The 21,833-nt window shown below is 72.8% G+C and carries 22 protein-coding genes and 3 pseudogenes; 13 read left to right on the plus strand and 12 right to left on the minus strand.

What is annotated here, in order from left to right:
• Nucleotides 1-4 precede the first annotated feature (4 nt).
• Both ACFPZI_RS21230 and ACFPZI_RS21235 read left to right on the plus strand, forming a co-directional pair.
• Nucleotides 5-664 (plus strand): hypothetical protein, encoded by a 660-nt coding sequence (locus tag ACFPZI_RS21230; RefSeq protein WP_381365197.1) that lies wholly within the window; start codon nt 5-7, stop codon nt 662-664.
• Complete coding sequence (locus ACFPZI_RS21235; RefSeq protein ID WP_381365199.1) at nt 661-1,743, plus strand: serine/threonine-protein kinase; 1,083 nt, start codon at nt 661-663, stop codon at nt 1,741-1,743. Before ACFPZI_RS21230 ends, ACFPZI_RS21235 begins: the two co-directional genes overlap by 4 nt.
• Nucleotides 1,744-1,799: 56 nt before the next feature.
• On the opposite strand, the gene ACFPZI_RS21240 is transcribed toward ACFPZI_RS21235, so the two are convergent.
• Nucleotides 1,800-3,089: a streptophobe family protein gene (locus tag ACFPZI_RS21240; RefSeq protein ID WP_381365201.1), complete on the minus strand. Its 1,290-nt coding sequence runs from the start codon at nt 3,087-3,089 to the stop codon at nt 1,800-1,802.
• 168 nt (nt 3,090-3,257) lie between these two features.
• On the opposite strand from ACFPZI_RS21240, the pseudogene ACFPZI_RS21245 reads away from it, so the two are divergent.
• Nucleotides 3,258-4,442, plus strand: a pseudogene (locus tag ACFPZI_RS21245) (DUF6777 domain-containing protein); the annotation flags it as partial.
• Nucleotides 4,443-4,539: 97 nt separating this feature from the next.
• On the opposite strand, the gene ACFPZI_RS21250 reads toward ACFPZI_RS21245, so the two are convergent.
• Both ACFPZI_RS21250 and ACFPZI_RS21255 read right to left on the minus strand, forming a co-directional pair.
• Complete coding sequence (locus ACFPZI_RS21250; protein WP_381365204.1) at nt 4,540-4,986, minus strand: PRC-barrel domain-containing protein; 447 nt, start codon at nt 4,984-4,986, stop codon at nt 4,540-4,542.
• Nucleotides 4,983-5,567 carry a PRC-barrel domain-containing protein gene (locus ACFPZI_RS21255; RefSeq protein ID WP_381365207.1) on the minus strand — a complete coding sequence of 195 codons (585 nt, stop codon included), beginning with the start codon at nt 5,565-5,567 and terminating at the stop codon, nt 4,983-4,985. The genes ACFPZI_RS21250 and ACFPZI_RS21255 overlap by 4 nt, the downstream gene beginning before the upstream one ends.
• 201 nt (nt 5,568-5,768) lie before the next feature.
• On the opposite strand from ACFPZI_RS21255, the gene ACFPZI_RS21260 reads away from it, so the two are divergent.
• Nucleotides 5,769-6,224 carry an ATP-binding protein gene (locus tag ACFPZI_RS21260; protein ID WP_381365209.1) on the plus strand — a complete coding sequence of 152 codons (456 nt, stop codon included), beginning with the start codon at nt 5,769-5,771 and terminating at the stop codon, nt 6,222-6,224.
• Nucleotides 6,225-6,355: 131 nt separating this feature from the next.
• On the opposite strand, the gene ACFPZI_RS21265 is transcribed toward ACFPZI_RS21260, so the two are convergent.
• On the minus strand, nt 6,356-7,243 hold the full coding sequence (locus ACFPZI_RS21265) for an RNA polymerase sigma factor SigF (RefSeq protein WP_381365336.1): 888 nt from the start codon (nt 7,241-7,243) through the stop codon (nt 6,356-6,358).
• A gap of 186 nt (nt 7,244-7,429) precedes the next feature.
• Here ACFPZI_RS21265 and ACFPZI_RS21270 point away from each other — a divergent pair, with 186 nt between their 5' ends.
• Nucleotides 7,430-7,852: a helix-turn-helix domain-containing protein gene (locus tag ACFPZI_RS21270; RefSeq protein ID WP_381365212.1), complete on the plus strand. Its 423-nt coding sequence runs from the start codon at nt 7,430-7,432 to the stop codon at nt 7,850-7,852.
• 24 nt (nt 7,853-7,876) lie between these two features.
• On the opposite strand, the gene ACFPZI_RS21275 is transcribed toward ACFPZI_RS21270, so the two are convergent.
• Both ACFPZI_RS21275 and ACFPZI_RS21280 read right to left on the minus strand, forming a co-directional pair.
• Nucleotides 7,877-8,479, minus strand: coding sequence for a ClpP family protease (locus ACFPZI_RS21275; RefSeq protein WP_381365338.1), 603 nt, complete (start codon nt 8,477-8,479; stop codon nt 7,877-7,879).
• Between the two features lie 2 nt (nt 8,480-8,481).
• Nucleotides 8,482-9,195, minus strand: coding sequence for an ATP-dependent Clp protease proteolytic subunit (locus ACFPZI_RS21280; protein WP_381365215.1), 714 nt, complete (start codon nt 9,193-9,195; stop codon nt 8,482-8,484).
• A 276-nt stretch (nt 9,196-9,471) separates the two neighbouring features.
• Between ACFPZI_RS21280 and ACFPZI_RS21285 the strand changes: the two genes are divergently transcribed.
• Nucleotides 9,472-9,954, plus strand: a complete 483-nt coding sequence (locus ACFPZI_RS21285) for a VOC family protein (protein WP_381365218.1) — start codon at nt 9,472-9,474, stop codon at nt 9,952-9,954.
• A 93-nt stretch (nt 9,955-10,047) separates the two neighbouring features.
• Here ACFPZI_RS21285 and ACFPZI_RS21290 read toward each other — a convergent pair whose 3' ends face one another.
• The gene (locus tag ACFPZI_RS21290) at nt 10,048-11,019 is read right to left on the minus strand and encodes an SGNH/GDSL hydrolase family protein (protein WP_381365221.1); all 972 of its coding nucleotides are present in this window, start codon (nt 11,017-11,019) and stop codon (nt 10,048-10,050) included.
• Between the two features lie 193 nt (nt 11,020-11,212).
• On the opposite strand from ACFPZI_RS21290, the gene ACFPZI_RS21295 reads away from it, so the two are divergent.
• The 6 genes and pseudogenes from ACFPZI_RS21295 (at nt 11,213) to ACFPZI_RS21320 (ending at nt 15,435) form a co-directional block, all read left to right on the plus strand.
• Nucleotides 11,213-12,016, plus strand: a complete 804-nt coding sequence (locus tag ACFPZI_RS21295; RefSeq protein ID WP_381365224.1) for a VOC family protein — start codon at nt 11,213-11,215, stop codon at nt 12,014-12,016.
• A 107-nt stretch (nt 12,017-12,123) separates the two neighbouring features.
• Entirely contained in the window at nt 12,124-12,834 is a 711-nt protein-coding gene (locus ACFPZI_RS21300; RefSeq protein ID WP_381365226.1) for a ribonuclease H family protein, read from the plus strand.
• A 51-nt stretch (nt 12,835-12,885) separates the two neighbouring features.
• The gene (locus ACFPZI_RS21305) at nt 12,886-13,104 is read left to right on the plus strand and encodes a hypothetical protein (protein ID WP_381365229.1); all 219 of its coding nucleotides are present in this window, start codon (nt 12,886-12,888) and stop codon (nt 13,102-13,104) included.
• Nucleotides 13,101-13,771: pseudogene (locus tag ACFPZI_RS21310) on the plus strand (TetR/AcrR family transcriptional regulator). The gene ACFPZI_RS21305 and the pseudogene ACFPZI_RS21310 overlap by 4 nt, the downstream one beginning before the upstream one ends.
• A 19-nt stretch (nt 13,772-13,790) precedes the next feature.
• A complete protein-coding gene (locus tag ACFPZI_RS21315; RefSeq protein WP_381365232.1) occupies nt 13,791-14,774 on the plus strand; it encodes an aldo/keto reductase in 984 nt (327 codons plus the stop codon).
• Nucleotides 14,775-14,937: 163 nt separating this feature from the next.
• Entirely contained in the window at nt 14,938-15,435 is a 498-nt protein-coding gene (locus tag ACFPZI_RS21320) for a DUF6328 family protein (protein ID WP_381365234.1), read from the plus strand.
• A gap of 51 nt (nt 15,436-15,486) precedes the next feature.
• On the opposite strand, the gene ACFPZI_RS21325 is transcribed toward ACFPZI_RS21320, so the two are convergent.
• Entirely contained in the window at nt 15,487-15,912 is a 426-nt protein-coding gene (locus ACFPZI_RS21325) for an SsgA family sporulation/cell division regulator (RefSeq protein ID WP_381365237.1), read from the minus strand.
• Nucleotides 15,913-16,449: 537 nt separating this feature from the next.
• On the opposite strand from ACFPZI_RS21325, the gene ACFPZI_RS21330 reads away from it, so the two are divergent.
• Entirely contained in the window at nt 16,450-17,937 is a 1,488-nt protein-coding gene (locus tag ACFPZI_RS21330) for a serine hydrolase domain-containing protein (RefSeq protein WP_381365240.1), read from the plus strand.
• Here the strand turns inward: ACFPZI_RS21330 and ACFPZI_RS21335 are convergent.
• The 4 genes and pseudogenes from ACFPZI_RS21335 to ACFPZI_RS21350 form a co-directional block, all read right to left on the minus strand.
• Complete coding sequence (locus ACFPZI_RS21335; protein ID WP_381365243.1) at nt 17,896-19,527, minus strand: serine/threonine protein kinase; 1,632 nt, start codon at nt 19,525-19,527, stop codon at nt 17,896-17,898. The two genes, ACFPZI_RS21330 and ACFPZI_RS21335, sit on opposite strands and share 42 nt — an antisense overlap.
• A 202-nt stretch (nt 19,528-19,729) precedes the next feature.
• Complete coding sequence (locus ACFPZI_RS21340; protein ID WP_381365341.1) at nt 19,730-20,689, minus strand: threonine/serine dehydratase; 960 nt, start codon at nt 20,687-20,689, stop codon at nt 19,730-19,732.
• Between the two features lie 135 nt (nt 20,690-20,824).
• Nucleotides 20,825-21,502, minus strand: a complete 678-nt coding sequence (locus tag ACFPZI_RS21345) for an AIM24 family protein (RefSeq protein WP_381365246.1) — start codon at nt 21,500-21,502, stop codon at nt 20,825-20,827.
• A gap of 70 nt (nt 21,503-21,572) precedes the next feature.
• Nucleotides 21,573-21,797, minus strand: a pseudogene (locus ACFPZI_RS21350) (hypothetical protein); the annotation flags it as partial.
• Nucleotides 21,798-21,833 lie beyond the last annotated feature (36 nt).

The following is a 21,833-nucleotide window of genomic DNA, read 5'->3' on the forward strand; positions in this document are numbered from 1 at the left end:
GCCCATGACGACCCCGTCCACGCCCGGATTCCGGCCCACCCACGTCGTGCCGGGCGACGGCATGCCGGCCTGGGAGGCGCCCGACCCCGCGGGGCCCACCGTCGGCCTAGACCCGCTGCTGCCAGTACGGCTGGTCGAGCGGCGCGGGGACTGGGGTCAGGTGCTGTGCTCCAACGGCTGGTCGGCCTGGGTCGACGGCCGCCTGCTGGTCGCGGTGCCCCAGGACCCGCCCGCCTCCGAAGAGCCCCGGGCCCGCACCGCCGACCCCCAGCCGCTGCTGACCCGGACCGAGGAGGCCCTGGCCGGCTACCGGGCGGCCGTCGAGGCACTGGCCGACGGCCGCCTCGACGGCGAGGGCTTCCATGCGCGCACCCGGGGACTGCGCGTCGGCCTCGTCGTCGACGGGGAGTCCCTGTGGCTCTACGACTCCGAACACGGCCGCTGGGTCTACACCGACGGCACCCGGCTGCACACCTACGCCGCCGACGACCCGCCCGCCGTCGACCCGTCGCGCGCCCCCGACATCTCCGAGGCCCCCGACGCCTCCGCATCTCCCGGACACGCCCCCGCCCGGGCCGTGCCTGGCGAACCCACCAGGGACGTACCCGCCGAACCCACCCGCGTCGTCGCCTCGGGCCCTTCCTCGGACCGTGACGTCCGATGACGCACGACACCAGCCTGTTCGCCGGCCGGCCCTCCGAACTGACGGGACAGCAGGTCGCCGGCTACCGCATCGAGCGCGAGATCGGCCGTGGCGGCATGGCCGTCGTCTACCGCGCCCGGGACCTGCGCCTGGACCGCACCGTCGCCCTGAAACTGCTCGCCCCGGAACTCGCCCGCAACGACGTCTTCCGCCGCCGCTTCACCCACGAGTCCCGCACCGCCGCCGCCATCGACCATCCGCACATCGTCCCCGTCTTCGAGGCCGGGGAGACCGACGGCATCCTCTACATCGCCATGCGGTACGTCGAAGGCAGCGACCTGCGCCACCTCCTCGACCGTGAGGGGCCCCTGCCGTCCCGCACCGCGCTGCGCATCGCCGCGCAGGTGGCCTCGGCGCTCGACGCCGCCCACGAGCACGGCCTGGTCCACCGGGACGTCAAGCCCGGCAACATCCTGGTCGCCCGCGGCACCGACAGCGACCACCCCGAGCACGTCTACCTCACCGACTTCGGCCTGACCAAGAAGTCTCTGTCCCTGACCGGGTTCACCACTGCCGGCCAGTTCGTCGGCACCCTCGACTACGTGGCCCCGGAACAGATCTCCGGGCGTCCGGTCGACGCCCGCTGCGACGTCTACGGGTTCGCCTGCGTCGTCCACGAGACCCTCGCCGGCCATCCGCCCTTCCGCCGGGACGACGACATGGCCCTGCTCTGGGCCCACCAGTACGACGACCCGCCGCCCCTGACGGCCGAACGCCCCGATCTCCCTCCGCAGACCGACGCCGTCCTCGCCAAGGCACTGGCGAAGAGTCCCGACGACCGGTACGCGTCCTGCCTGGACTTCGTCGCCGCGCTGCGCACCGCCGTCACGGGGGGCGCCACCACGACCGCCCCCGAGGGACACCCCGCCACCCGCGTGGACCTGCGCGGAGGCCGGAACGGGAGCACGGATGGAGACGGGAGCGGAAACGCCGTCGGGGACCGGAGCGGAGCCGTGCCCGCGGGGGAGGAGACGGAGCGGGACGCGCCGCAGCCCCCACCGGCCTGGGCGGAACCGGGGTTCGGGCCGGTGCGGACCTAGGGCCCTTCGGGAGTCCCCGTCCGGTCCCGTCCGTCCCCGTCAGCCGTCTGCCCCCGTCAGCCGGTCCCGTCCGTCCCCGTCAGCCGGTCCGACCGGCCCCGGCGGCGCGTCCCCCGGGCCAGCAGCGCGCCCGCCAAGCCGGCGACCAGACCCCACAGGAGGGCCAGCCCCAGCGCGACCGGCAGACGTGGTTTCAGCAGGACCTGACCGGAGAGCCCCGTGCCCAGGTCACCGATGCCGAGCACGGACAGGCCGAGTCGGGCGGAGATCCGGCCGACCAGACAGATCGTCAGGACCGCCAGTGCGAGCGCTACCGCCAGGTGCACCGCGTGCTGCCAGGCCCGGACCCCGGCCGGTGACAGGGCCGCCATCACGAACGCCACGGCCAGCAGCAGGACCGCGTCGGCCACCAGCAGCCACCACACCCTGCCGTCGTGCTCGGCGAGCGTGCTCAGATTCAGCGCCGAGACGTCCTCGGTGCGCAGTACCTCGTCGAGGACGTGCGGCACGGGCAGTCCGAAGGGGCCTTCCACCCTGCCGTCCCAGGTGGCGCCCAGCCCGATGGTCAGAGCGAGCCAGGTCACGTTGGGCAGGCCGAGCAGGAGCACGGCGAACGTCTCCGCCGGGCGCCCCCGCGTCGCCGCGACGACCAGCGCGATCACGACACCGATGACGACGAAGGCGAGCAGCAGTTGCAGCATCGCGTGCGCCGCGGGCCGTACAGCCGTCTGGAACCGGAGCAGCCGGCCCGGCAGCGGGGCGCCGCGCGACACCAGCAGGGCCAGCACCAGGACACCCGCCAGCCAGAGCAGGCCGACGAGAACGGTCAGCGGCACATCGGCGGCGAAGCCGACCTCGGGGGAGAGCCCGAACAGATGACCGAGATCACCCAGGGCGCCTTCCCCGAGGGAGATCTTGAACGTGTGCCGGGCGGCGAATGCCAGGCAGAGCAGGGCGATCAGCCACAGGGCGACGATCCTCGCGGCCCACCCGGCAAGCTCCGGCGCCCCGGTGACGGCCCGGTGGCGCAACGGGCGAAGAAAGCCCCAGCCGATGAACAGGGCGCCGGTGAGAGTGACGGACAGCGGCATGACGGTCAGGCCACCCTCCGCGCCGGCCAGGTCGCCCGCGTCGCCGGTCAGGTCCACCGACCCGCCGACGGCCGTGACGACGGTCGCAGCGAGCACCATGGGGAACGAACCGTCCGGGAGATCCGCGGCACCGGCCGCCCACAGTCCGAGCGCGGCCACGAGGCCCATGGCGATCAGCCCGCCCAGCACCGTGAAGAGGGCCTGCGCCCAGCCGTGGCGGGCGACCGCCAGGTCGGAGAGGGTGCGTGAACTCACCACTGCACGCTAAGCAGCCTCCGCACAGGGCGCCTGCCGGGAGGTCCGTCCGCGCCGGCTTGCGGCGGGTGTACCAACGGGGCACACAATGAACGCATAACGGAAGAATCGTTATGTCGACATTGGCCTGATGGTCATCTCCTGAAGCCGCGCTGGGAAGAGGGACCCGTGACCGTCGAACCGCCGTCCTCGGGCCGGCCCACCGGACCCCCCTCCGGGCCTCTGTCGGGCTCCTCCCCGCCTCCGTCCCCGGGCCCGCCCCCGCCGCCACCGCCGGGCGGAACGGGCGGGGGAGACGGTGACAGCGGCACTGGGCCGTCCGGGCGAGGCCGGCGGCCGTGGTGGAGGTCCGTACCCGGTCTCGGGATACTCGTCGCGGCCATGGCGGTGGCCGTGGTCCTCGCCGTGGTGCTCACCCGCACCGAGCGCGGATCCGAGGCGGGCGGCGGCGAGGTCTTCCTCCAGGCCGCGAACGAGACCGGCCCCGACCCGTTCAGCGAGTCGACGGCCGAGAACGGCTCCGCGCCCCCCACGACCTCCGCCCCGCCCACCACCGAAACCCCGTCCACCGGGTCGGCGTCCCAGTCCTCTCCGGCCACCGAGGTGCGCGGTGTCCGCGGTGGCGAACCCGGCCTGTACGGCGGCACCCGCAATGTCTCCAGCTGCGACGTGGAGCAGCAGATCAGGTACCTCCGGGAGGTGCCGGCGAAAAACGAGGCGTTCGCCCCGGTGGCCGGCGTCGAGCCCTCCGAGGTCCCCTCGTACCTGCGCTCGCTGACTCCGCTGCAACTCCGGCTGGACACCAGGGTCACCAACCACGGATACGGCGACGGCGCCGCCACGGACTATCAGGCCGTCCTCCAGGCGGGCACGGCCGTGCTCGTCGACGATCGCGGCGTCCCCCGGGTCCGCTGCGCCTGCGGCAACCCGCTGACCAAGCCGGTCGAGCAGTCCGACCCCCGCTACACCGGCACCCCCTGGCCGGGCTACTCCCCCTCGAAAGCCGTCGTGGTCGACCCGGCTCCGCGGGACATCGAGAAGTTCGTGGTCCGCGACGCCGACGGCGGCTGGTTCGAGCGGGACCGGGGCGACACGGGCGGCAAGGACCACCCCACGAAGCCACCGGACGGGCAGAGCCCGTCGCCGGGCGACACGACCCCCTCGTCCCCGTCGACCCCGCCGGCCACCCCGTCCACCCCCGGCTCCGGACCGACGACGGGCGAGGACGATACCCCCGGCGAGCCACCGTCGAGCAATCCCGGGGACAGCGCCCCGACGACCGGCGAGCCGCCGCCGTCCGACTCCCGGACGCCGCCACCGGCCGAGTCCGGCACCACGAACGACGCGCCGAACGGCACCGCCGACAACGGTACGGGCGGCGTCACGGGCGATGCCACGAGTGGTGCCACCCAGGGATTCAGCGGTGCCGCCCAGGGATTCAGGGGAATGGTCAACCGGACCGACCAGGGTCGCGCACTGCCCCGCGCCCCCGTACCACCAGAGCGTGGTCGCCCAGCCCCAGGAGACGCTCGGCCGGCAGCTCGCCGATCGTCGTCAGGATCGCCTCGATACGGGCGGTGAGCGGATCGAACGCCGCGTCGAGCACGGTGCCGCGCTCCTCGCCGTCCTCGGTGAGCACCCTGCGGCCGAGCAGATCGTGATGCGACGGGGCCACGGCCAGGGCGGAGGACGGGGCCGCGATCAGCATGTCCGGGCCGGCGGCGTCCAGGGCGTCCCAGGCCAGGACGGCGTCCCTGCGCAGCCGTCCGCGCCGTACCCGTACGTGCGTGACGGTGCCGGACGCCGCGTCGACCGTCAGCGCCCGTACGACGCCCAGACGGATCCCCTCGCCCGGGGTCAGCACCGGAAGCCCTCGCACCCGGGAGAACAGCATCACGGCAGTACGCCCGTCCGCCGGGCGTGGAACGCGCCGACCCGTGCCACGAAGTCCGGCAGATCGTCGGTGACGTAGGTGGTGGCGTGCGCGGGGATGACCAGCGACCGGCCGGAGACCGACACCGCCCCGCCGCGCGGCACGTACACCCGGTGCCGCCAGTGCCTCGAACCCGGCACCAGCTCCCGGTGCGCGGCGAGCCGGAAGGCGACGATCCGGCCGCTGGTGCCGCCCTCGACCAGGACGTCGAGCACCGTGCCGAGCCGGTCGCCCTCGTCGGTGAGGACCTGCACGCGGAGCAGCCGCCCGCGCAGGGCGTCGCGGCGGGCCACCGACAGGGGCAGATCGCACAACGCCTTCTCGTCGCGGACCATCACCGCGTGATGGCCGAGGGCGTGCACCACAGGCCAGGGCAGGTCGCGGGGGAGCGGACCCGACAGCAGGGTCCGGCCGGTGAGGGTGAAGCCCGTGATACACCCGGCCTCGGCGTCGAGGACGGTGTCCTTGACGTGGGCGACGGCATCGCCGCCCAGCGTCACCACGGGCAGCGTCGACAGGCTCCGCACCGCCAGAAGCTCGCTCATCGGCCGCCTTCCCGTTGCCGCCCCTTTGCCGTCGTCCTTCCCGCATGCCTCGGAACCCGTCCACGCCCCCGTTGGGACCGGGTTCCCGCTCTGTGGCGCGGCGAACACGGATCAGGGGACTGAGCAGCCGGACTCGGGGTACGTGCACCAGTGCAGATCGTCCGGCTCGTCCGGCCGGCCCGGCTTCGCAGAGAGAAGCGCATGATCGATCACCTGGACGGGGCAGTGATACCGATTGGTTTCGACGTACCCGTGGAACCGCTACGGCGGGCAACACACTTCACCGGCGAGCCGGGATGCATCGCCGAGGCGCGCGCCTTCGCGTCGCTGTTCCTGGAGCAGCTCAGGACCGAGTGGTGCGCCACGATCGGCGAGCGGACCGACGGCGCGGCACTCCTGGTCGTGAGCGAACTGGTCACCAACGCCGATCGGCACAGCAACGGCCCGTACATCCTGGAGCTGGAGGGCACGGACGAAGTGATCACGGTCGCCGTCTACGACAGCAGCGGCACGCTGCCCCGCATCTATTCCCGCGATCCCGAGCGCATCGGCTGCCACGGCCTGGAGATCGTGCAGGCTCTGGCGCGCGACATCCTCGTGGAGCGGGTACCGGTCGGAAAGTGTGTCCGCGCGGTGCTGAGCTTCGGCGCCGGCTGAACGGTACCAGCGGCCGGCGCGCGTCCCCGGACGGTCTGCACGCGCCGAACCCGGCACCCCGACGTGACGGAATGCGGCTGCCGTCCCACCCCCGGGGGTGGGACGGCAGCCGCATTCCGTGTCCTGTGCCGTCAGGCGCAGCCGAGCTCGCCCAGCATGCCCTCGCGCAGACGGCCGATGATCCGCTTGATCAGGCGGGAGACATGCATCTGTGAGCACCCGAGCCGTTCGCCGATCTCCGCCTGGGTGGCCTCCTCCACGAACCGCATCCGGATGATCTCGCGGTCGCGGTCGCTGAGCTCGGCCATGAGCGGGGCGAGCGCGTGGAAGTCCTCGACGAGCCGCAGCCCCTCCTCCTCCACGCCGATGAAGTCGGCCAGGACGGACTCGCCGTTCTCGGGGCCGTCACCGGTGAGGGCGGCGTCCAGCGACGACGAGTTGTAGCCGTTCGCGGCCAGCCGGCCCTCGTTGACCTGCTCCTCGGTGATGTTCATCAGCGTGGCGAGCTCGGCGACCGTGGGCTCGCGGTCCAGCCTGCTGGCGAGCTCCTCGCGGGCCTTGGCCAGTTCCACCCGCAACTCCTGGAGCCGGCGCGGCACATGGACCGCCCAGGTGGTGTCACGGAAGAAACGCTTGATCTCGCCGACGATGTACGGCAGCGCGAAGGAGGTGAACTCGACCTCGCGCGACAGCTCGAACCGGTCGATCGCCTTGATCAGACCGATCATGCCGGTCTGGACGATGTCCTCCATGTCGTCGCCACGGCCGCGGAACCGTCCGGCCGCGAACCGCACCAGCGACATGTTCATCTCGATCAGGGTATTGCGCGCGTACTGGTACTCGTGCGTGCCCTCTTCCAATTCCGCCAGGCGACGGAAGAACTGACGGGACAGCTCCTTGGCATCGCGCGGAGCGACGGTCCGAGGGTCGACGACCCCAGGCAGGCTTCCGTCACCCGTCCCGGCCTCGGCGTTTCTTGCGACGACCTGCGCCTGCGAACGGATCACGGCGGTCTCCATTACCTCTCCCCACGAAAGTCCGATGGACATGTGCCTTGGTCCTTCGGGGTTGCGACTACCCAGCTCCGTTCCGAACACTCCCCCCGACTTTCGAGAACCTCCGCGGTGACGCGCGGTGCTGCCTCCTTCACTCAGGGCGGAATACCACTCCCTTCCCCTCGGGGCGAGGATTCCTACGCTGGAGGGGTGAGAAAACAAGCGCCCCTCGACGCCCGTGTCATCCCCCTGCGGCCCGCGCCCGCGCGCCACGCCGCCGCCCCACCGGCCCCGGCTCCAGCCCCCGTTCCCGCCGCCCCCACTCCCAAGGAGCCGCTGTGGCGCGACCTGGTCGGTGACGTGCTGCGCCGGGAGCGGCTCGCCCAGGAGCGGACGCTGAAGGACGTCGCCGACACGGCCCGGATCTCCATGCCGTATCTGTCGGAGGTGGAGCGGGGCCGCAAGGAGGCATCCTCGGAGGTCCTCGCGGCCGCCGCCCAGGCCCTCGGCCTGGGCCTGGGCGACCTGCTGTCGCGGGCCCAGGGAGAACTCGTCCGCATCACCAGCAGGCGGGCCCCCGCGAGCCGGAGCACGGCCCGCGCCTCGTACGACGGACTGTGCCTGGCCGCCTGACGCGACCGTGCCGCAGCCGGCGCCTCACACACCCACGAGGCGCCGGCTCAGCACCTCGTCGGCCAGGCCGTACGCCACAGCCTCCTGCGCGGTGAACACCTTGTCGCGGTCCATGTCCGCCCGCAGTGTCGCCACGTCGTGGTGCGTGTGCCGGGACAGGACCTCCTCCACCTGGGCACGGATCCGCAGCATCTCCTTGGCCTGCAGCGACAGATCGGAGACCGTGCCCCGCTGCCCGCCCGTGGCCGGCTGCCCGAGGAGCACACGCGCGTGCTCCAGCACGAACCGGCGCCCCGGGCCCCCGCCGGCCAGCAGCACCGCCGCCGTGGACGCCGCCTGACCGACGCAGTACGTCGAGATCGGCGCCTGTACGAACGCCATGGTGTCGTAGATCGCCATGAGCGAAGTGAACGAGCCGCCCGGGGAGTTGATGTAGACCGCGATCTCGCTCTCCGGCGCCGACGACTCCAGATGGAGGAGCTGCGCGATGACGACGTTGGCCACCCCGTCGTCGATCTCGGTGCCCAGGAAGATGATCCGCTCGGACAGCAGCCGGCTGAACACGTCGTAGGACCGCTCGCCCTGCGGGGTGCGCTCGACGACGTTCGGAATCGTGTACGTCCCCATCGTCACAGCCCCATCCTGCGTCGCGTCGCGGCCGGACGGACGTCGTCGAGCGACTCCACCACCCGATCCACCATCCCGTACTCCCTGGCCTCCTCGGCCGTGAACCAGCGGTCGCGGTCGCCGTCCCGGGAGATCGTCTCCGCCGACTGGCCGGTGTGCTCGGCGGTGATCCGCTCGATGGTCCGCTTGGTGAACTCCAGGTTCGCCGCCTGGATCTCGATGTCGGCGGTGGTGCCGCCGATCCCGGCGGACGGCTGGTGCATCATGATCCGCGCGTTGGGCAGGGCGTACCGCTTGCCCGGTGCGCCGACGCTCAGCAGGAACTGACCCATGCTGGCCGCGAATCCCATGGCGAGCGTCGACACGTCGTTGGGGATCAGCCGCATCGTGTCGTAGATCGCCAGGCCCGCGTGCACGGACCCGCCGGGGCTGTTGACGTACAGGCTGATGTCGGTGCGCGGGTCCTCCGCGGAAAGGATCAGCAACTGCGCGCACACCCGGTTGGCGGAGACCTCGTCGACCTGCGTCCCGAGCAGGACGATCCGCTGGGCGAGGAGCTGGGCGGCCAGATGGTCGTCGAACCGGGTGGGAGGGGTGTCGCCCTCCTCGGCCCGGGGCAGCGGGACCGGCGGCAGGCCGGCGCTGAGCCCGGCCGCGAGGCCGGATGCGCGTCCGGTGGTGGATCCGGTACTGAGTCCGGTACTGAGTGGAGACATCGGTGCTCCCGGGGGTGTCGGTGTGTGGCTGTCCGGTTGTGCGTGTGTGCCTGTGTGCCTGTGTCGTTCGTCGGTACGCGGCCTGTGCGACCGCGCGCCTCCACTCTTGACCGGCCGCGGGGACCCGCGGGGATTTCTCTGCCCGCGGCAGATTCGCCACGGGCAGAGGCTCTTCCCGGCCCCGTGGCCCCGTGGTTGCTCCGCCGCCGACCGATGAGTTCCGGGGCCCGGACCGGTCGACCCCTATGACCGCGTTCCACGCCCCAGGAGGTATTCATGGCCACCGACGGATTCACCACGTGTCTCTGGTTCGACGGCCAGGCCGAGGAGGCCGCGAACTTCTACGTGTCCGTGTTCAAGAACGCCGGCGTCGGCCGCACCCTCCGGTACACCGAGGCCGGGCCCGGACCCGAGGGTTCCGTCCTCACCGTGGACTTCACGGCCAACGGTCAGAGGTTCGTCGCGCTGAACGGCGGACCCGAGTTCAAGTTCACCGAGGCGATCTCCCTGCAGATCGACTGCGCCGACCAGGGTGAGGTCGATTTCTCCTGGGACAAGCTCGTCGAGGGAGGCGGCGAGCACGGGCCCTGCGGCTGGCTCAAGGACCGGTTCGGCGTGTCCTGGCAGGTCGTTCCCGCCCGGCTGACCGAGATGATCGCCGACTCGGACCCCCAGAAAGCGGCCCGCGCCATGAAGGCCATGATGTCGATGGGCAAGCTCGACATCGCCGCCCTGGAGAAGGCCTACGCGGGCGAGTGACCCACCGTGCGCAGTGGGGCGGGCAGCGGGACGGCCCCGCCCCACTGCCCGAGCCCTCGTCGCGTCCTGCCTGTGCCGCGACGCCTCGTCCCGTCAGCGTGAGCGGGCGTGCTCCCCGACCACCCGGGTGATCTCCTGCGCCATGCGCAGAATGCCGGGCGAGCGGACCGGGCAGGGCTTCGGCGTCGACGTCGTGGGTGCCCGACAGAAATGCAGGTAGTCGTCGTCCCGGTGCAGGGCCGTCCGGTCACGGCCCCGCTGGGTGCAGTACTCGGGATGGGCCCGCTCGTAGGCGTTGCAGGGCAAATACTGCGCCCAGGTGTAGCGCGCCCCCGCCGGACTCACCGCCTTGCCCACGTCGGCCAGGAGGCCGCCCGACGCGGCGGCCCGCTCCTCGTAGAGCGCGTTCACCCGCCGGACCCGGTCGGGGGTGATCGGGTCGGGGCCCTGCAACACCCAGACGATGCGCGGCGGTCGGGCCGCGCCGGCCGCGGTGATCTGCTCGGTGAGGCGACGCGCGTCGGTCGCGTACCGCTCGAGGTACCGCTCGCGGGCGGCGTCGTAGGTGATCCCGTCCATACAGGGGGTGTAGTCCCAGGCGTTGCCCCAGAACTGCAGCACCACGTAGTCCGGCCGCACCGAGCGCACCAGTGCCGCCGCCTTGTCCGCCGCCGGGACCAGGGACCGCTCGGCCGAACCCTCCAGGTAGTCGCACAGGGTGGTGCCCGAGTAGGGCGCGCTGGTGTACCGCGCGCGCAGATCCCCGCGCAGCTCCCGCCCGAGGACCTCCTGGTTCTCCATCGCGAGCGAGTCGCCGAGGTACAGCACGGTGGGCGGCTTCCCGGATCCGGCGCCGGACGACGACGTGACACCGGGAGAGGGGGCCTCGGAGGAAGCCTTCCCGGAGGAACCCGTGCCCGGGGAGGCCGCGGGACGCTGGTGCGTGGTGGCCGACGCCTCGGGGGCGGCGGCCGGCGGCTCGGCGGACGGATCGGACGACGGGTCCCCGCACGCACCGAGCAGCACGGCGGCCAGCGCCACTCCCACGATCCACGGCTTGCGCATACCTGACTCCCACCCCGCCCGGCCCAAACGGCACCCCAGGCAAGCACAGCCCGGCCCGGAGGGGAAGACACGCTTCAGGACAGGCCGTTCACCGCGGCTCGGCGGCCGCTCGGGCGGTTCGGCGCGCGGGTCCGGGTACGGGTGATTAGCGTGAAGGAAGGAGCGACCACCCGTCCGGAGAGGGCACGCCATCATGGCCGTACAACCCGAGGGAACCCCCTGCTGGGCCGACGTGATGTTCAACGACGTCGAGGGGGCCAAGAGTTTCTACGGAGACGTCCTCGGCTGGACCTTCGGCGGGTCGTCGTCGGAGTTCGGCAACTACACCCAGGCCTACGCCGACGGCAAGGCGGTGGCGGCCGTCGTCCCGCCCATGCCCGGCCAGGAGGGCCCGTCGCAGTGGTGCCTCTATCTCGCGGTCCGGGACGCCGCTGCCACCGCCGTCCGTATCCGGGACAACGGCGGCGAGATGCTGATGGAGCCGATGAGGGTCGGCGACTTCGGCACGATGTGCCTGGCCCGCGAGCCTGGTGGCACCGTCTTCGGCCTCTGGCAGGCCGGCACCCACGAGGGCTTCGAGGCGACCGGTGTATCCGGCGCGTACTGCTGGGCGGAGGTCTGCACCCGGGACCCGGAGAAGACCGACGCGTTCTTCCCCGCCGTCTTCTCCTACAGGTCGAGGCAGCTCGAGGACGACTCGGTCGACTTCCGGCTCTACGAACTCGGCCAGGAGACCGTGCTCGGCCGGATGGCGATGACGGAGGACTTCCCGCCCGAGGTGCCGTCGTACATGAACGTCTACTTCGCCGTCGAGAACTGCGACGAGGCGGTGACCAGGGCCACCGAGCGGGGCGGCACCCTGCACTTCGGGCCGATCACCACTCCCTTCGGGCGGTTCGCCGCACTGAGCGACCCGCAGGGCGCGAACTTCTCGGTGATCGACGTCACGACCATGGAGGGCGAGACGCCCGGCACCACCGACGTGCCGAACGACTGACCTGATCGCCCGGATCGCGTCGGCCATCGGGATCGCCCCGGGGAGCGGCCCGACGGGCTCTCCCGGGCAGGCGCACCGCGCGGCCTGGCACCCCGCCAGGCCATGGCATGATCGGGCGCATGCGTGAACGTGTTGTGGCCGCGTGCGACGGGGCTTCCAAGGGCAACCCCGGACCCGCCGCCTGGGCCTGGGTCATCGCCGACGCCTCCGAGACCCCGGTCCGCTGGCAGGCGGGCGCGCTCGGCAGAGCCACCAACAACGTCGCCGAACTCACCGCGCTGGAGCGGCTGCTGGCGGCGACCGACCCCGACGTGCCGCTCGAGGTCCGGATGGACTCGCAGTACGCGATGAAGGCGGTCACCACCTGGCTGCCCGGCTGGAAGCGCAACGGCTGGCGGACGGCGGCCGGTAAACCGGTCGCCAACCAGGAACTCGTCGTCAGCATCGACGACCTCCTGCAGGGCCGCTCGGTCGAGTTCCGCTACGTCCCCGCCCACCAGGCCGACGGAGACCGCCTCAACGACTTCGCCGACCGCGCCGCCAGCCAGGCGGCCGTCGTCCAGCAGGACGCGGGCAGCGACGCGGGCTCGCCCGAGCCGCCGCCCTCCCCGGACACCCCGCCCGCCGGTGCCGCCAAGCGCAGGTCCACCGGGGCGAAGACGTCGTCCCGTCCGCGCGGTGGCTCCTCGAACCGCACGATCAAGGCGAAGTTCCCGGGCCGCTGCCTTTGCGGCCGGCCCTACGCGGCGGGCGAGCCCATCGCCAAGAACGACAGCGGCTGGGGCCACCCCGAGTGCCGCACGGCCGAGAGCGCCTGAGCACGGCCGAGCCCGGTCCCGCGAGCAGCGTCGCGGAACCATACCTTCGCCGTGGCCGCCGTCCTGGTGCACCACACCAGCCCGGTCGCCGGGCTGCCCGCACCCACCCCGCACGGCTACCTGCCGGTGTTCGCGATGGCCTGTGCGATCGCGCTCGCGGCCTGTGCGACCGCGCCGGCCATGCCCCGTGACCCGGACGGGGCCGGGACCCGGCGGGCCTTCGGCCGCGGCGGCAAAGCGGGCGGGGACCGGGCGAGGGAAGGAGCATGAACGCCATGAGCACCCCACCCGCCCCACCCACGCCGCCCACTCCGGCCGCGCCACCCGTTCCGGCCGCCCCGGTCCGCCGGGACGACGAGGCCGGCAGGGCCGCCGTCCTCCGGGCGGCCCGCCATCTCCTGGCCCGGCACGCACACGCCGACATCACGCTCAAGGCGGTCGCCGAACGCGCCGGGGTGAGCCCGCCGTTGATCCTGAAGTGCTTCGGCAACAAGGACGCGCTCCTCGCCCGCCTCATGTCCTTCGAGACGGACGCCGCCGCCCTGCTGGACGCGCCGCTGGAGGACCTCGGACGGCACATGGTCCGGCAGGTGGTGGTCAGCCGGTCCGAGCACGGCACCGACCCACTGCTGCGGATCGTGTTCGCGCCCCTGCACGGCCCACAGGGCGACATCATGCGCGCCGACTTCCGCGCTCAGGTGACCGAGCGGCTCACCGAACGCCTCACCGGCCCCGAGGCGGGCCTGCGTGCCGAACCGGCCGTCGGCGCCCTGCTCGGCATCGGCGTCTGTACGGCATCGTCCGCGGCACCCATGTGCGTTCCACCGCCGTCGACGTCCCGGTGGACCGGTACGCGCCCGCCCTGCACAGACCCATCTCACCCCCTGGCCGGCCGGGACGGGCGGGCCGGGGCCGCCGATCCCGCACCCGGCCGTGACGGATGACAGACTGACGCCATGGACGAGCGCACATTCGACAGGTCGGGTCAGCACGCCTCCGTGATCGGTCTCGGCACCTGGCAACTCGGTGCGGACTGGGGGGATGTCGACGACAAGCAGGCCCTCACGGTGCTGGAGGCCGCCGCCGAATCCGGGGTCACCTTCTTCGACACCGCCGATGTGTACGGCGACGGGCGCAGCGAGCAGACCATCGCGTCGTTCCTGAGCGGACGGCCCGATCTGCACGTACTGGTCGCCACCAAGATGGGCCGCCGGGTCGAACAGATCCCGGAGAACTACGTACTGGACAACTTCCGCGCGTGGAACGACCGCTCGCGCCGCAACCTCGGCGTCGACCGCGTCGACCTGGTGCAGTTGCACTGCCCGCCGACCCCCGTGTACTCCACCGACGAGGTCTTCGACGCCCTTGACACCCTGGTCGCGGAGGAGCGGATCGCCGCGTACGGGGTCAGCGTGGAGACCTGCGCCCAGGCACTGACCGCGATCGCCCGGCCGAACGTGGCGAGCGTGCAGATCATCCTCAACCCGTTCCGCATGAAGCCGCTGCGCGAGGTGCTCCCGGCGGCCCGCGCGGCGGGCGTCGGCGTCATCGCCCGCGTCCCGCTCGCCTCCGGTCTGCTGTCCGGCAGGTACACCAAGGACACCGTCTTCCCCGAGAACGACCACCGCACCTTCAACCGGCACGGCGAGTCCTTCGACCAGGGCGAGACCTTCTCCGGCGTCGACTACACGACCGGCGTCGAAGCCGCCGCCGAGTTCGCCGCGCTCGCCCCCGAGGGATACACCCCGGCCCAACTGGCCCTGCGCTGGATCGTCCGACAGCCCGGTGTCACCACCGTCATCCCCGGCGCCCGTTCGCCCGAGCAGGCCCGGGCCAACGCGCACGCCGCCCGGCTCCCGGAGCTGTCCGAGCAGACGCTCACCGCGATCGACGACCTGTACGAGCGGCGGATCAAGAACCAGGTGGAGGGCCGCTGGTGACGCACCGGGCGGCAGCCCGGCGGTGAAGGGCCGGGCGGGCGCCTGCCGGTGACGGACCCGGTGGAGCCCGCTCGTGCGCGACCGTGAGGCGGTAGGAGCCCCGGACGGTGGGCACCCGAGGGAGAGACGGGTCGAGGCCGTTCTTCACCCCAGGAGGCGCACCGTGTCGCACACGCAGCAGGACAAGAGCGGGCGCAGAGGCCGCGACGAGACCGCGGACGAGCGGGCGGACCGGATGTGGCAGGAGGTCATCCAGGAGGTCCGCGTCGCCCAGATGGGCGTCCAGATCCTCTTCGGCTTCCTGCTGACCGTCGTGTTCACGCCCAAGTACGAGGAACTGTCCGACGCCGACCAGACGATCTACATCGTCACGGTCGTCCTCGGGGCCTGTGCCACCGGTGCGCTCATCGGCCCCGTCTCGCTGCACCGGCTGGTGTCCGGGAGGAGGATCAAACCGCAGGCCGTCCGGTGGGCTTCCCGGCTGACCCTGCTCGGCCTCGTCCTGCTGCTCGCCACCACCTGCGCCTCACTGCTGCTGATCCTGCGGGTCGCCACCCACGACGGCTTCGTCCCGTACCTGGTCGCCGGAGTGGTGGCCTGGTACCTGCTGTGCTGGTTCGTGCTCCCGCTGTGGACCCGGTCCCGGCACACGACCCCGTGACGTACGCGGCCGCGGGTTCACCGGATCGGGAGAGGGCCGGTGACCCGCGGCTCAGCGGCCCGTGAGGACCTCCGTGAGGAAGTCGTCGAGGCGGGTCTCCTCGCCACCGGCCGGGACCGAGCGGAAGGTGCTGCTCAGGAAGTCCCCGACCGTCCCGGCCCACGCGAACACCACCGCGTGGTGCCGGCCGCCGTCGGCGTGGGGCTCACCGAGGAACTCCATCCGCAGCTCCCGCCCTATCCCTCCGGACTCCGGACGCAGCCGCACGTCACCGGTCCCGACCGGGCGGGTGAGGCCGTCGGCGAGCATCTCGCGGTCCAGTCGCCAGCGCGCCAGGACCCGGCCGTCGTGGCTGAAGACCAGCGTGACCGCGAACGGGTCGGCGGGGTCGTAGCTCAGGTGGGCGAGCACGGGGAAGCGGTCCGTGACGCCCGCCTGGAGCTCCACCACCAAGGTCTTGTGCACCGTCGAGTTCACGAGAGGCCTCCTGGCTGTACCGGCGTAGGGCCCTCTCCTACCCGAGGCCACGGGAAATGCTCAGCCGTCCGGGGGATTGATCCGCCCCGCCCCGCTCCGCCCCGCTCCGCCCCGCTCCGCTCCGCCCCGCTCCGCCCTGCTCCGCTCCGCTCCGCTCCGCTCCGCCCCGCCCTGCTCCGCTCCGCTCCGCCCTGCTCCGCCCCGCTCCGCCCCGCTCCGCCCCGCTCCGCCCCGCCCCGCTCCGCTCCGCCCCGCCCCGCTCCGCCTCGCTCCGCTCCGCTCCGCCCCGCTCCGCTCCGCCCCGCTCCGCCCCACCTCGCTTCGCCTCGCTTCGCCCCGCTTCGCCCCACCTCGCTTCGCCCCACCTCGCTTCGCCCCACCTCGCCTCGCTTCGCTTCGCCCCACCTCGCCCCGCTTCGCTCCGCCCTGCCTCGCCCTGCCTCGCTCCGCTCCGCTCCGCTCCGCCCGCCGGCCCTCGCCCGACCACCGGCCGCCTGACGGTGCATCGAGTCCGGGTGGCCGGGCAGGATCCACCCCATGACTGCCCACCCGCTGCCCACCGACGCCCCCGCCGCGCTGGGCGTCGACGCCTCCGGTGTCCACGCCTTCCTCGACGCCCTCGACGACACCCCGGACATCGAGCCGCACAGCCTGATGATCCTGCGCCACGGCCGGCAGGCCGCCGCCGGCTGGTGGGCTCCGTACACCCCCGAGCGGCCGCACCTGCTGTACTCGCTCAGCAAGAGCTTCACAGTCACCGCCGCCGCCCTCGCCGAGGCCGAGGGGCTGATCGACTTCGACGCCCCGGTGCTCTCGTACTTCCCCGAGTTCGAGGCGGACATCGCCGACCCGCGCAGCCGGGCGATGCTGGTCCGGCACGTGGCGTCGATGGCGAGCGGCCACGAGACCGAGACCGTGGACGCGGCCTACGCGGCCGACCCCGCCGAGCCGGTACGCGGGTTTCTGCTGCAGCCGCCCGACCGCGACCCCGGCACGGTCTTCGCGTACAACCAGCCCTGCACGTACACGCTCGCCGCGATCGTGCAGCGGGAGACGGGACAGTCGCTCACCGACTGGCTGCGACCCCGCCTGCTGGACCCGCTCGGCATCGGCGAGGCGCTGTGGCAGTGCGACCGCACCGGCCGTGAGATCGGCTTCAGCGGGCTGCACGCCACCACCGACGCGATCGCCCGGCTCGGCCTGCTGTACCTCGACGACGGGATGTGGGACGGCAAGCGCCTACTGCCCGAGGGATGGGTCACCAGGGCCTCGCGTCCGCACATACCGACCGCCGGGGCCATGGGGGAGACCGGCCGGCAGGACTGGGACCGGGGCTACGGCTTCCAGTTCTGGACGTCCCAGCACGGATTCCGGGGCGACGGGGCGTACGGACAGTTCTGCCTCGTCCTGCCCGAGCACGACGCCGTGGTCGCCACGACGGCGGCCACCGAGCAGATGCAGCAGTACCTGGACCTGGTCTGGCGGCATCTCGTACCGGCCTTCCGCCCCGGCCCGCTCACCGGGCGGGAGGCCGAGGACCGGGTCCTCGGCGAGCGTCTCGCCCGTCTCGCCCTGCCGCCGGCCGCGGGTGGCCCGGTACCGCCGGAGCGGGCGCGGGACCGGTCCGCCGTACGCTTCACCCCGTACGGCGGGGGCTGCGCGGACCAGCCGACGCTCACCGCCGCCGAGGTGACGGCGGACGCCGGCGGACGCTGGAGGCTGAGCCTCGTGGACGACGGCCACCGCCTCGACCTGCCGCTCGGCGGCGAGGGGTGGGCGGTCTCCGACCAGCCCTGCCCGACCGCGGTGAGCGGCGGCTGGACCGACGACGGCACCTTCGCCGTGGACGTGGTGTTCCTGGAGACCCCGCACCGTCTCCGGGTCACGTGCTCCCTCACGGACCGGACCTTCACGGCCCACTGGCGCACCCGCCCGCTGCACCGGGCGCCCCTGCGCCGGCTGCGCGCACCGCGCGGCGCAGCCTCAGCCGGAGGACGGCCAAAACGTCCGCAGGAACGTCCGTAGCGCCTCCTGGTTCGCGGGGTCCGCCCAGTCGGCGGCCGGGGTCGTCCAGCGCAGCGAGAAGCCGCGTCCGCCGCCCAGCAGGAACCCGCGGCCGAAAGTGTGGACCCGGGTGCCGTCATCCGCCGAGAGCCACTCCATGTCGGCGGCCTCACGCCCCTGGTAAGTGGTCGCGCGGATCGCGCCGATCCGCTCGTAGCCGGCCGTCCGCTCCAGGGGCGGCTCGACTTCGTCCCGCCACACGGCCACCGGGTCGGTCCCCACCCGCTCGCTGTAGGTGACCGCGAGGGTACGGGTGCCGCCGTCCGTGCCGAAGGTGACGCGGTAGGCCAGGTCGGAGACGCGGGAGGTGTCGAGGCGCTCGAAGTTCTCGGGCAGCGCGACGGAGAAGCCCTCCGGCGCGCGCAGGAGGCCGTAGCCGGGCGGGAGATCCCCCGACCCCGAAGGAGCCGGGGTGGTCGGGGCCGGTGTCGGCGCCGGCTCGTCCCGGTCGTCCGGGTCACCGGACGCCCCGGGCGCCCGGGGCACGTCCGGCGGGGAGGCCGGAGCGGCGGCGGAGGTGGGCGGCGCGCTCGGGGTGTCGGCGGCGGACCCGGAGTCGGTGCCGGGCAGCCCCCGGGGGGCCGCGGTGAGCACGGCGACCGCGACGGTGACCACGGCCAGGGTGGTGCCGAGGACCGCCGTCCGTCTGCTCCCGTCGCGGCCGAGTTCTCTGAGGACGGTGGGGTACGCGCGGCGCAGCCGAGGGCGGTCCGGCACGGCATCAGGAGCCGTGCCGGGGTTCTCCTCCGTGAGAACACGGCCGAGTGCCTCGCGGACCACCTGCCCGGTCAGCCGTTCCGCCGCGTCCTTGCACAGCAGCCCCTGGACGACCTGGGTGAGCGGTCCCGCTCGAAGGGGCCCGCGCAACGGCAGCCGGTCCACTCCCTTCAGCGTGGCCTCCGGCCGCCCCCGGTCACGGAAGGGCGGGCGCCCCTCGACCATCGTGTGGAGGAGCGCGCCCAGCGCCCACAGGTCCGCCTCGGGTCCGGCGTCCTCGCCACGGGCCTGCTCCGGCGCCGCGTACGACGGCGCCGTGAGCCGGAGGGCCGGGCCGGTGCCCGCCAGGCCGAACCCGGTGACCACGACCGGACCGGTCTCCCGCACGAACACCTGGCCGGGGCCGAGTTCGCCGTGCGTCACGCCCGCGCTGTGTGCGGCGTCCAGTACGTCGAGCAGTTCCAGCCCGATGCGCGCGGCCCGGATGAAGGTGAACGCGCCCTGTTCGGCGAGGAGTTCACCGAGAGGGGTGCCGTCGACCCAGGCGGCGGCGGTCCACAGGAAGCCGTTCTCGTCGACGGAGTCGACGACCGTGGCGATTCGGCCGGGACACAACCGCGCCATCGTCCCGGTCGCATGCAGGACGCGGGAGGGGGCGTGACGCGCGGCCTCGCCCGGATCCCCGGGCAGCGCGACCTGTGTGACCAGGCAGGGGCGGCCCGTCCCGAGGTCGTCGGCGTACCAGCAGACGTGGTTGGTCTCGCGGTGGATGATTTCGACCAGCCGGTACCGCCCGGCGACCGGCTGGTGTGTGGAGACGTGCGCCCTGCCCATGGCCATCCCTCGTCGAAGCCGCTGCTGTCCGCCTTTCTCAGTGGTACGCGGGACCGCACGGCCTTCGTTCAAGAGGCGGCGCCCGAATCCCGGTTCCGACGCATTCCTGTCCTTCGGTCAGACTCCGGGTCGGTCTTCGAGCCCGGTCCCGCGTCGAGGGAGGGCGGCGGACAGGGCGTCACGGGCGGCCCGGCCGCAAGGATCAACGCAGTCCGAAGCGGGACGCCCAGGCGATCATGTCGCCGGTGGCCGCATTGCCTCCGCACACCACCAGCCCGATCCCGGCCCCCTCGCCGACCCGCTCCAGCACTTGTCGCGCGGCAGGCAGCAGACAGCCCGCGGCCGGCTCGGTCCACACCTTGGCATGGTCCGCCAGATCGAGCGAGCCCCGCACGGCCTCCCGGTCGGACACCACCAGCACCTCGGTGACCAGCTCCGACACATGCTCGTACGTCAACTGCGACACGGCCGGAGCGCTGAGCGTGGAGACGATCGAGGACAGCCCGACCGGCACCGGTCCGCCCGCCAAGAGGGCCTCGGACATCGCCTGGGCGCCCTCCGTCTCCACCCCCCAGATCCGGATTCCGGGCCGCCGGGCCCGCAGCGCCGCCGCCACACCGGAGACCAGCCCGCCGCCCCCGATGCTCACCAGGACGTCGGTCAGGTCACCGGCGTCCTCGGCGAACTCCAGTCCCACCGTGCCCTGTCCGGCGATCACCACCGGGTCGTCGAAGGGGTGGACGAGGGTCAGCCCCTCCTGCTGGAGCCGCGTCGTCAGCGCGAACGCGCCCTCCATGTCGTCGGCCAGCCGCACCGACGCGCCGGCGGTCTCCGCGACCTCCACCGACCGCGCGGGCGCCGACCTCGGCATCACCACCGTGGACTTGACGTCGAGGGCGGCGGCCATGACCGCGACGGCGATCCCGTGATTGCCGCCGCTCACCGCCACGACCCCGGCGGCCCGTTCCGCCTCGTTCAGCGACAGCAGCTTCGCCACCGCGCCGCGTGCCTTGAACGAGCCGGTGCGCTGCAACAGTTCCAGCTTCGCCGTGACCGGGGCGCCCAGCAGCGCCGACAGCCCGGGGCTCGGCACCGTCGGCGTCCGCACCACGTGCCCGGCGATCCGCCCGGCCGCGGCCTCGATCTCCGCCATCCCGATCACCACAACCACCCTCCCTGGCACGGGGACATGATCCGCACCGGGACGAACCCTGACCCGGCCGGACCACCGAGGTCAACACGGTGTGCCCAAAGGCGCGGCCGCACCGAAGCCGGAGCGGGTGTTCGGGGACGGACCTCAGTGCTGCTGCGCCTTCGTCGGCGTGGCCTCGCTGGGCCGCACGATGACGTACCCCTCGCCCTGCAGCACCAGTTGCACCGCCTCGCCCGAGCCGCCGCGCAGCATCGAACCGAGCGACTGCGAGCGGTGCAGGGAGGTCGACAGACCTGCCGTCCAGCCGACGATCGCGTCCGTGTCGACGTGGACCGGGTACTGCGGGGACACCGGGAGGACCAGCGGGTCGCCCTCGCACACCAGGCCCAGGAGGCCGTGCCCCGTGAAGACACTGTTGAACAGGCCGCCACCGGTGATGCCGGCGCCCTTCACGGTCGCGATGCGGTACGACAACGTGGAGTCGAAACACAGGACGTTGCGGCCGTTGACGGTGAACTCGTCGCCGGAGTCGACCTGGACGATGAAGCAGTTCTGCGCCTCGTGCGCGAACCAGGCCTCGCCCTGCCCCCGCACCGCCATCAGCGGCAGCCCTTCGCCGGTCACCGCGCGCTTGAGCATGCCGCCCACGCCCTGGCCCTTGCGCTCGAACTGGAGGCCGCCACGGTAGGCGATCATCGCGCCCTGCCGGGCGTGCATCTCGCCGTTGACCACGTACCGGATGCATTTGGCGTTCTCGACCGTCATGCCCGGAGCCGAGGCGGGCTGCACCATGTGCCGGCTGGAAAAAAGATCACCCTTCATGCAGGCATCTTCACCCGGATGGGCCCCCTCCGCCAAGGCCCGGTTGCACGGCTGGGGTCTTTCGTTCGGGTCATGCCGGGGCCCGCGAGCCCGGCATGACCCGAACGAGAGGCCCTGAGAGCCCCGAACAGAGTGCTCGGACGCGCCGGTACAGGATGAGGCAGACCGCCAACTGCAGGAAGCCGTCATGGATGTCGTCCCGGCGCTCCCAACGGATCCTCAGATGCCGGAAACCGTGCAGTCACGACAGCCCACGCTCGACCACCCACCGGTGAACGCCGAGGCCCGAGCCGTGCACCTGTCCGCTTTTGTTCGGGGCTCTGAGCTTGCC

This window comes from Streptomyces chlorus, from assembly GCF_042655885.1.
In the GTDB taxonomy this organism is placed as follows: domain Bacteria; phylum Actinomycetota; class Actinomycetes; order Streptomycetales; family Streptomycetaceae; genus Streptomyces; species Streptomyces chlorus.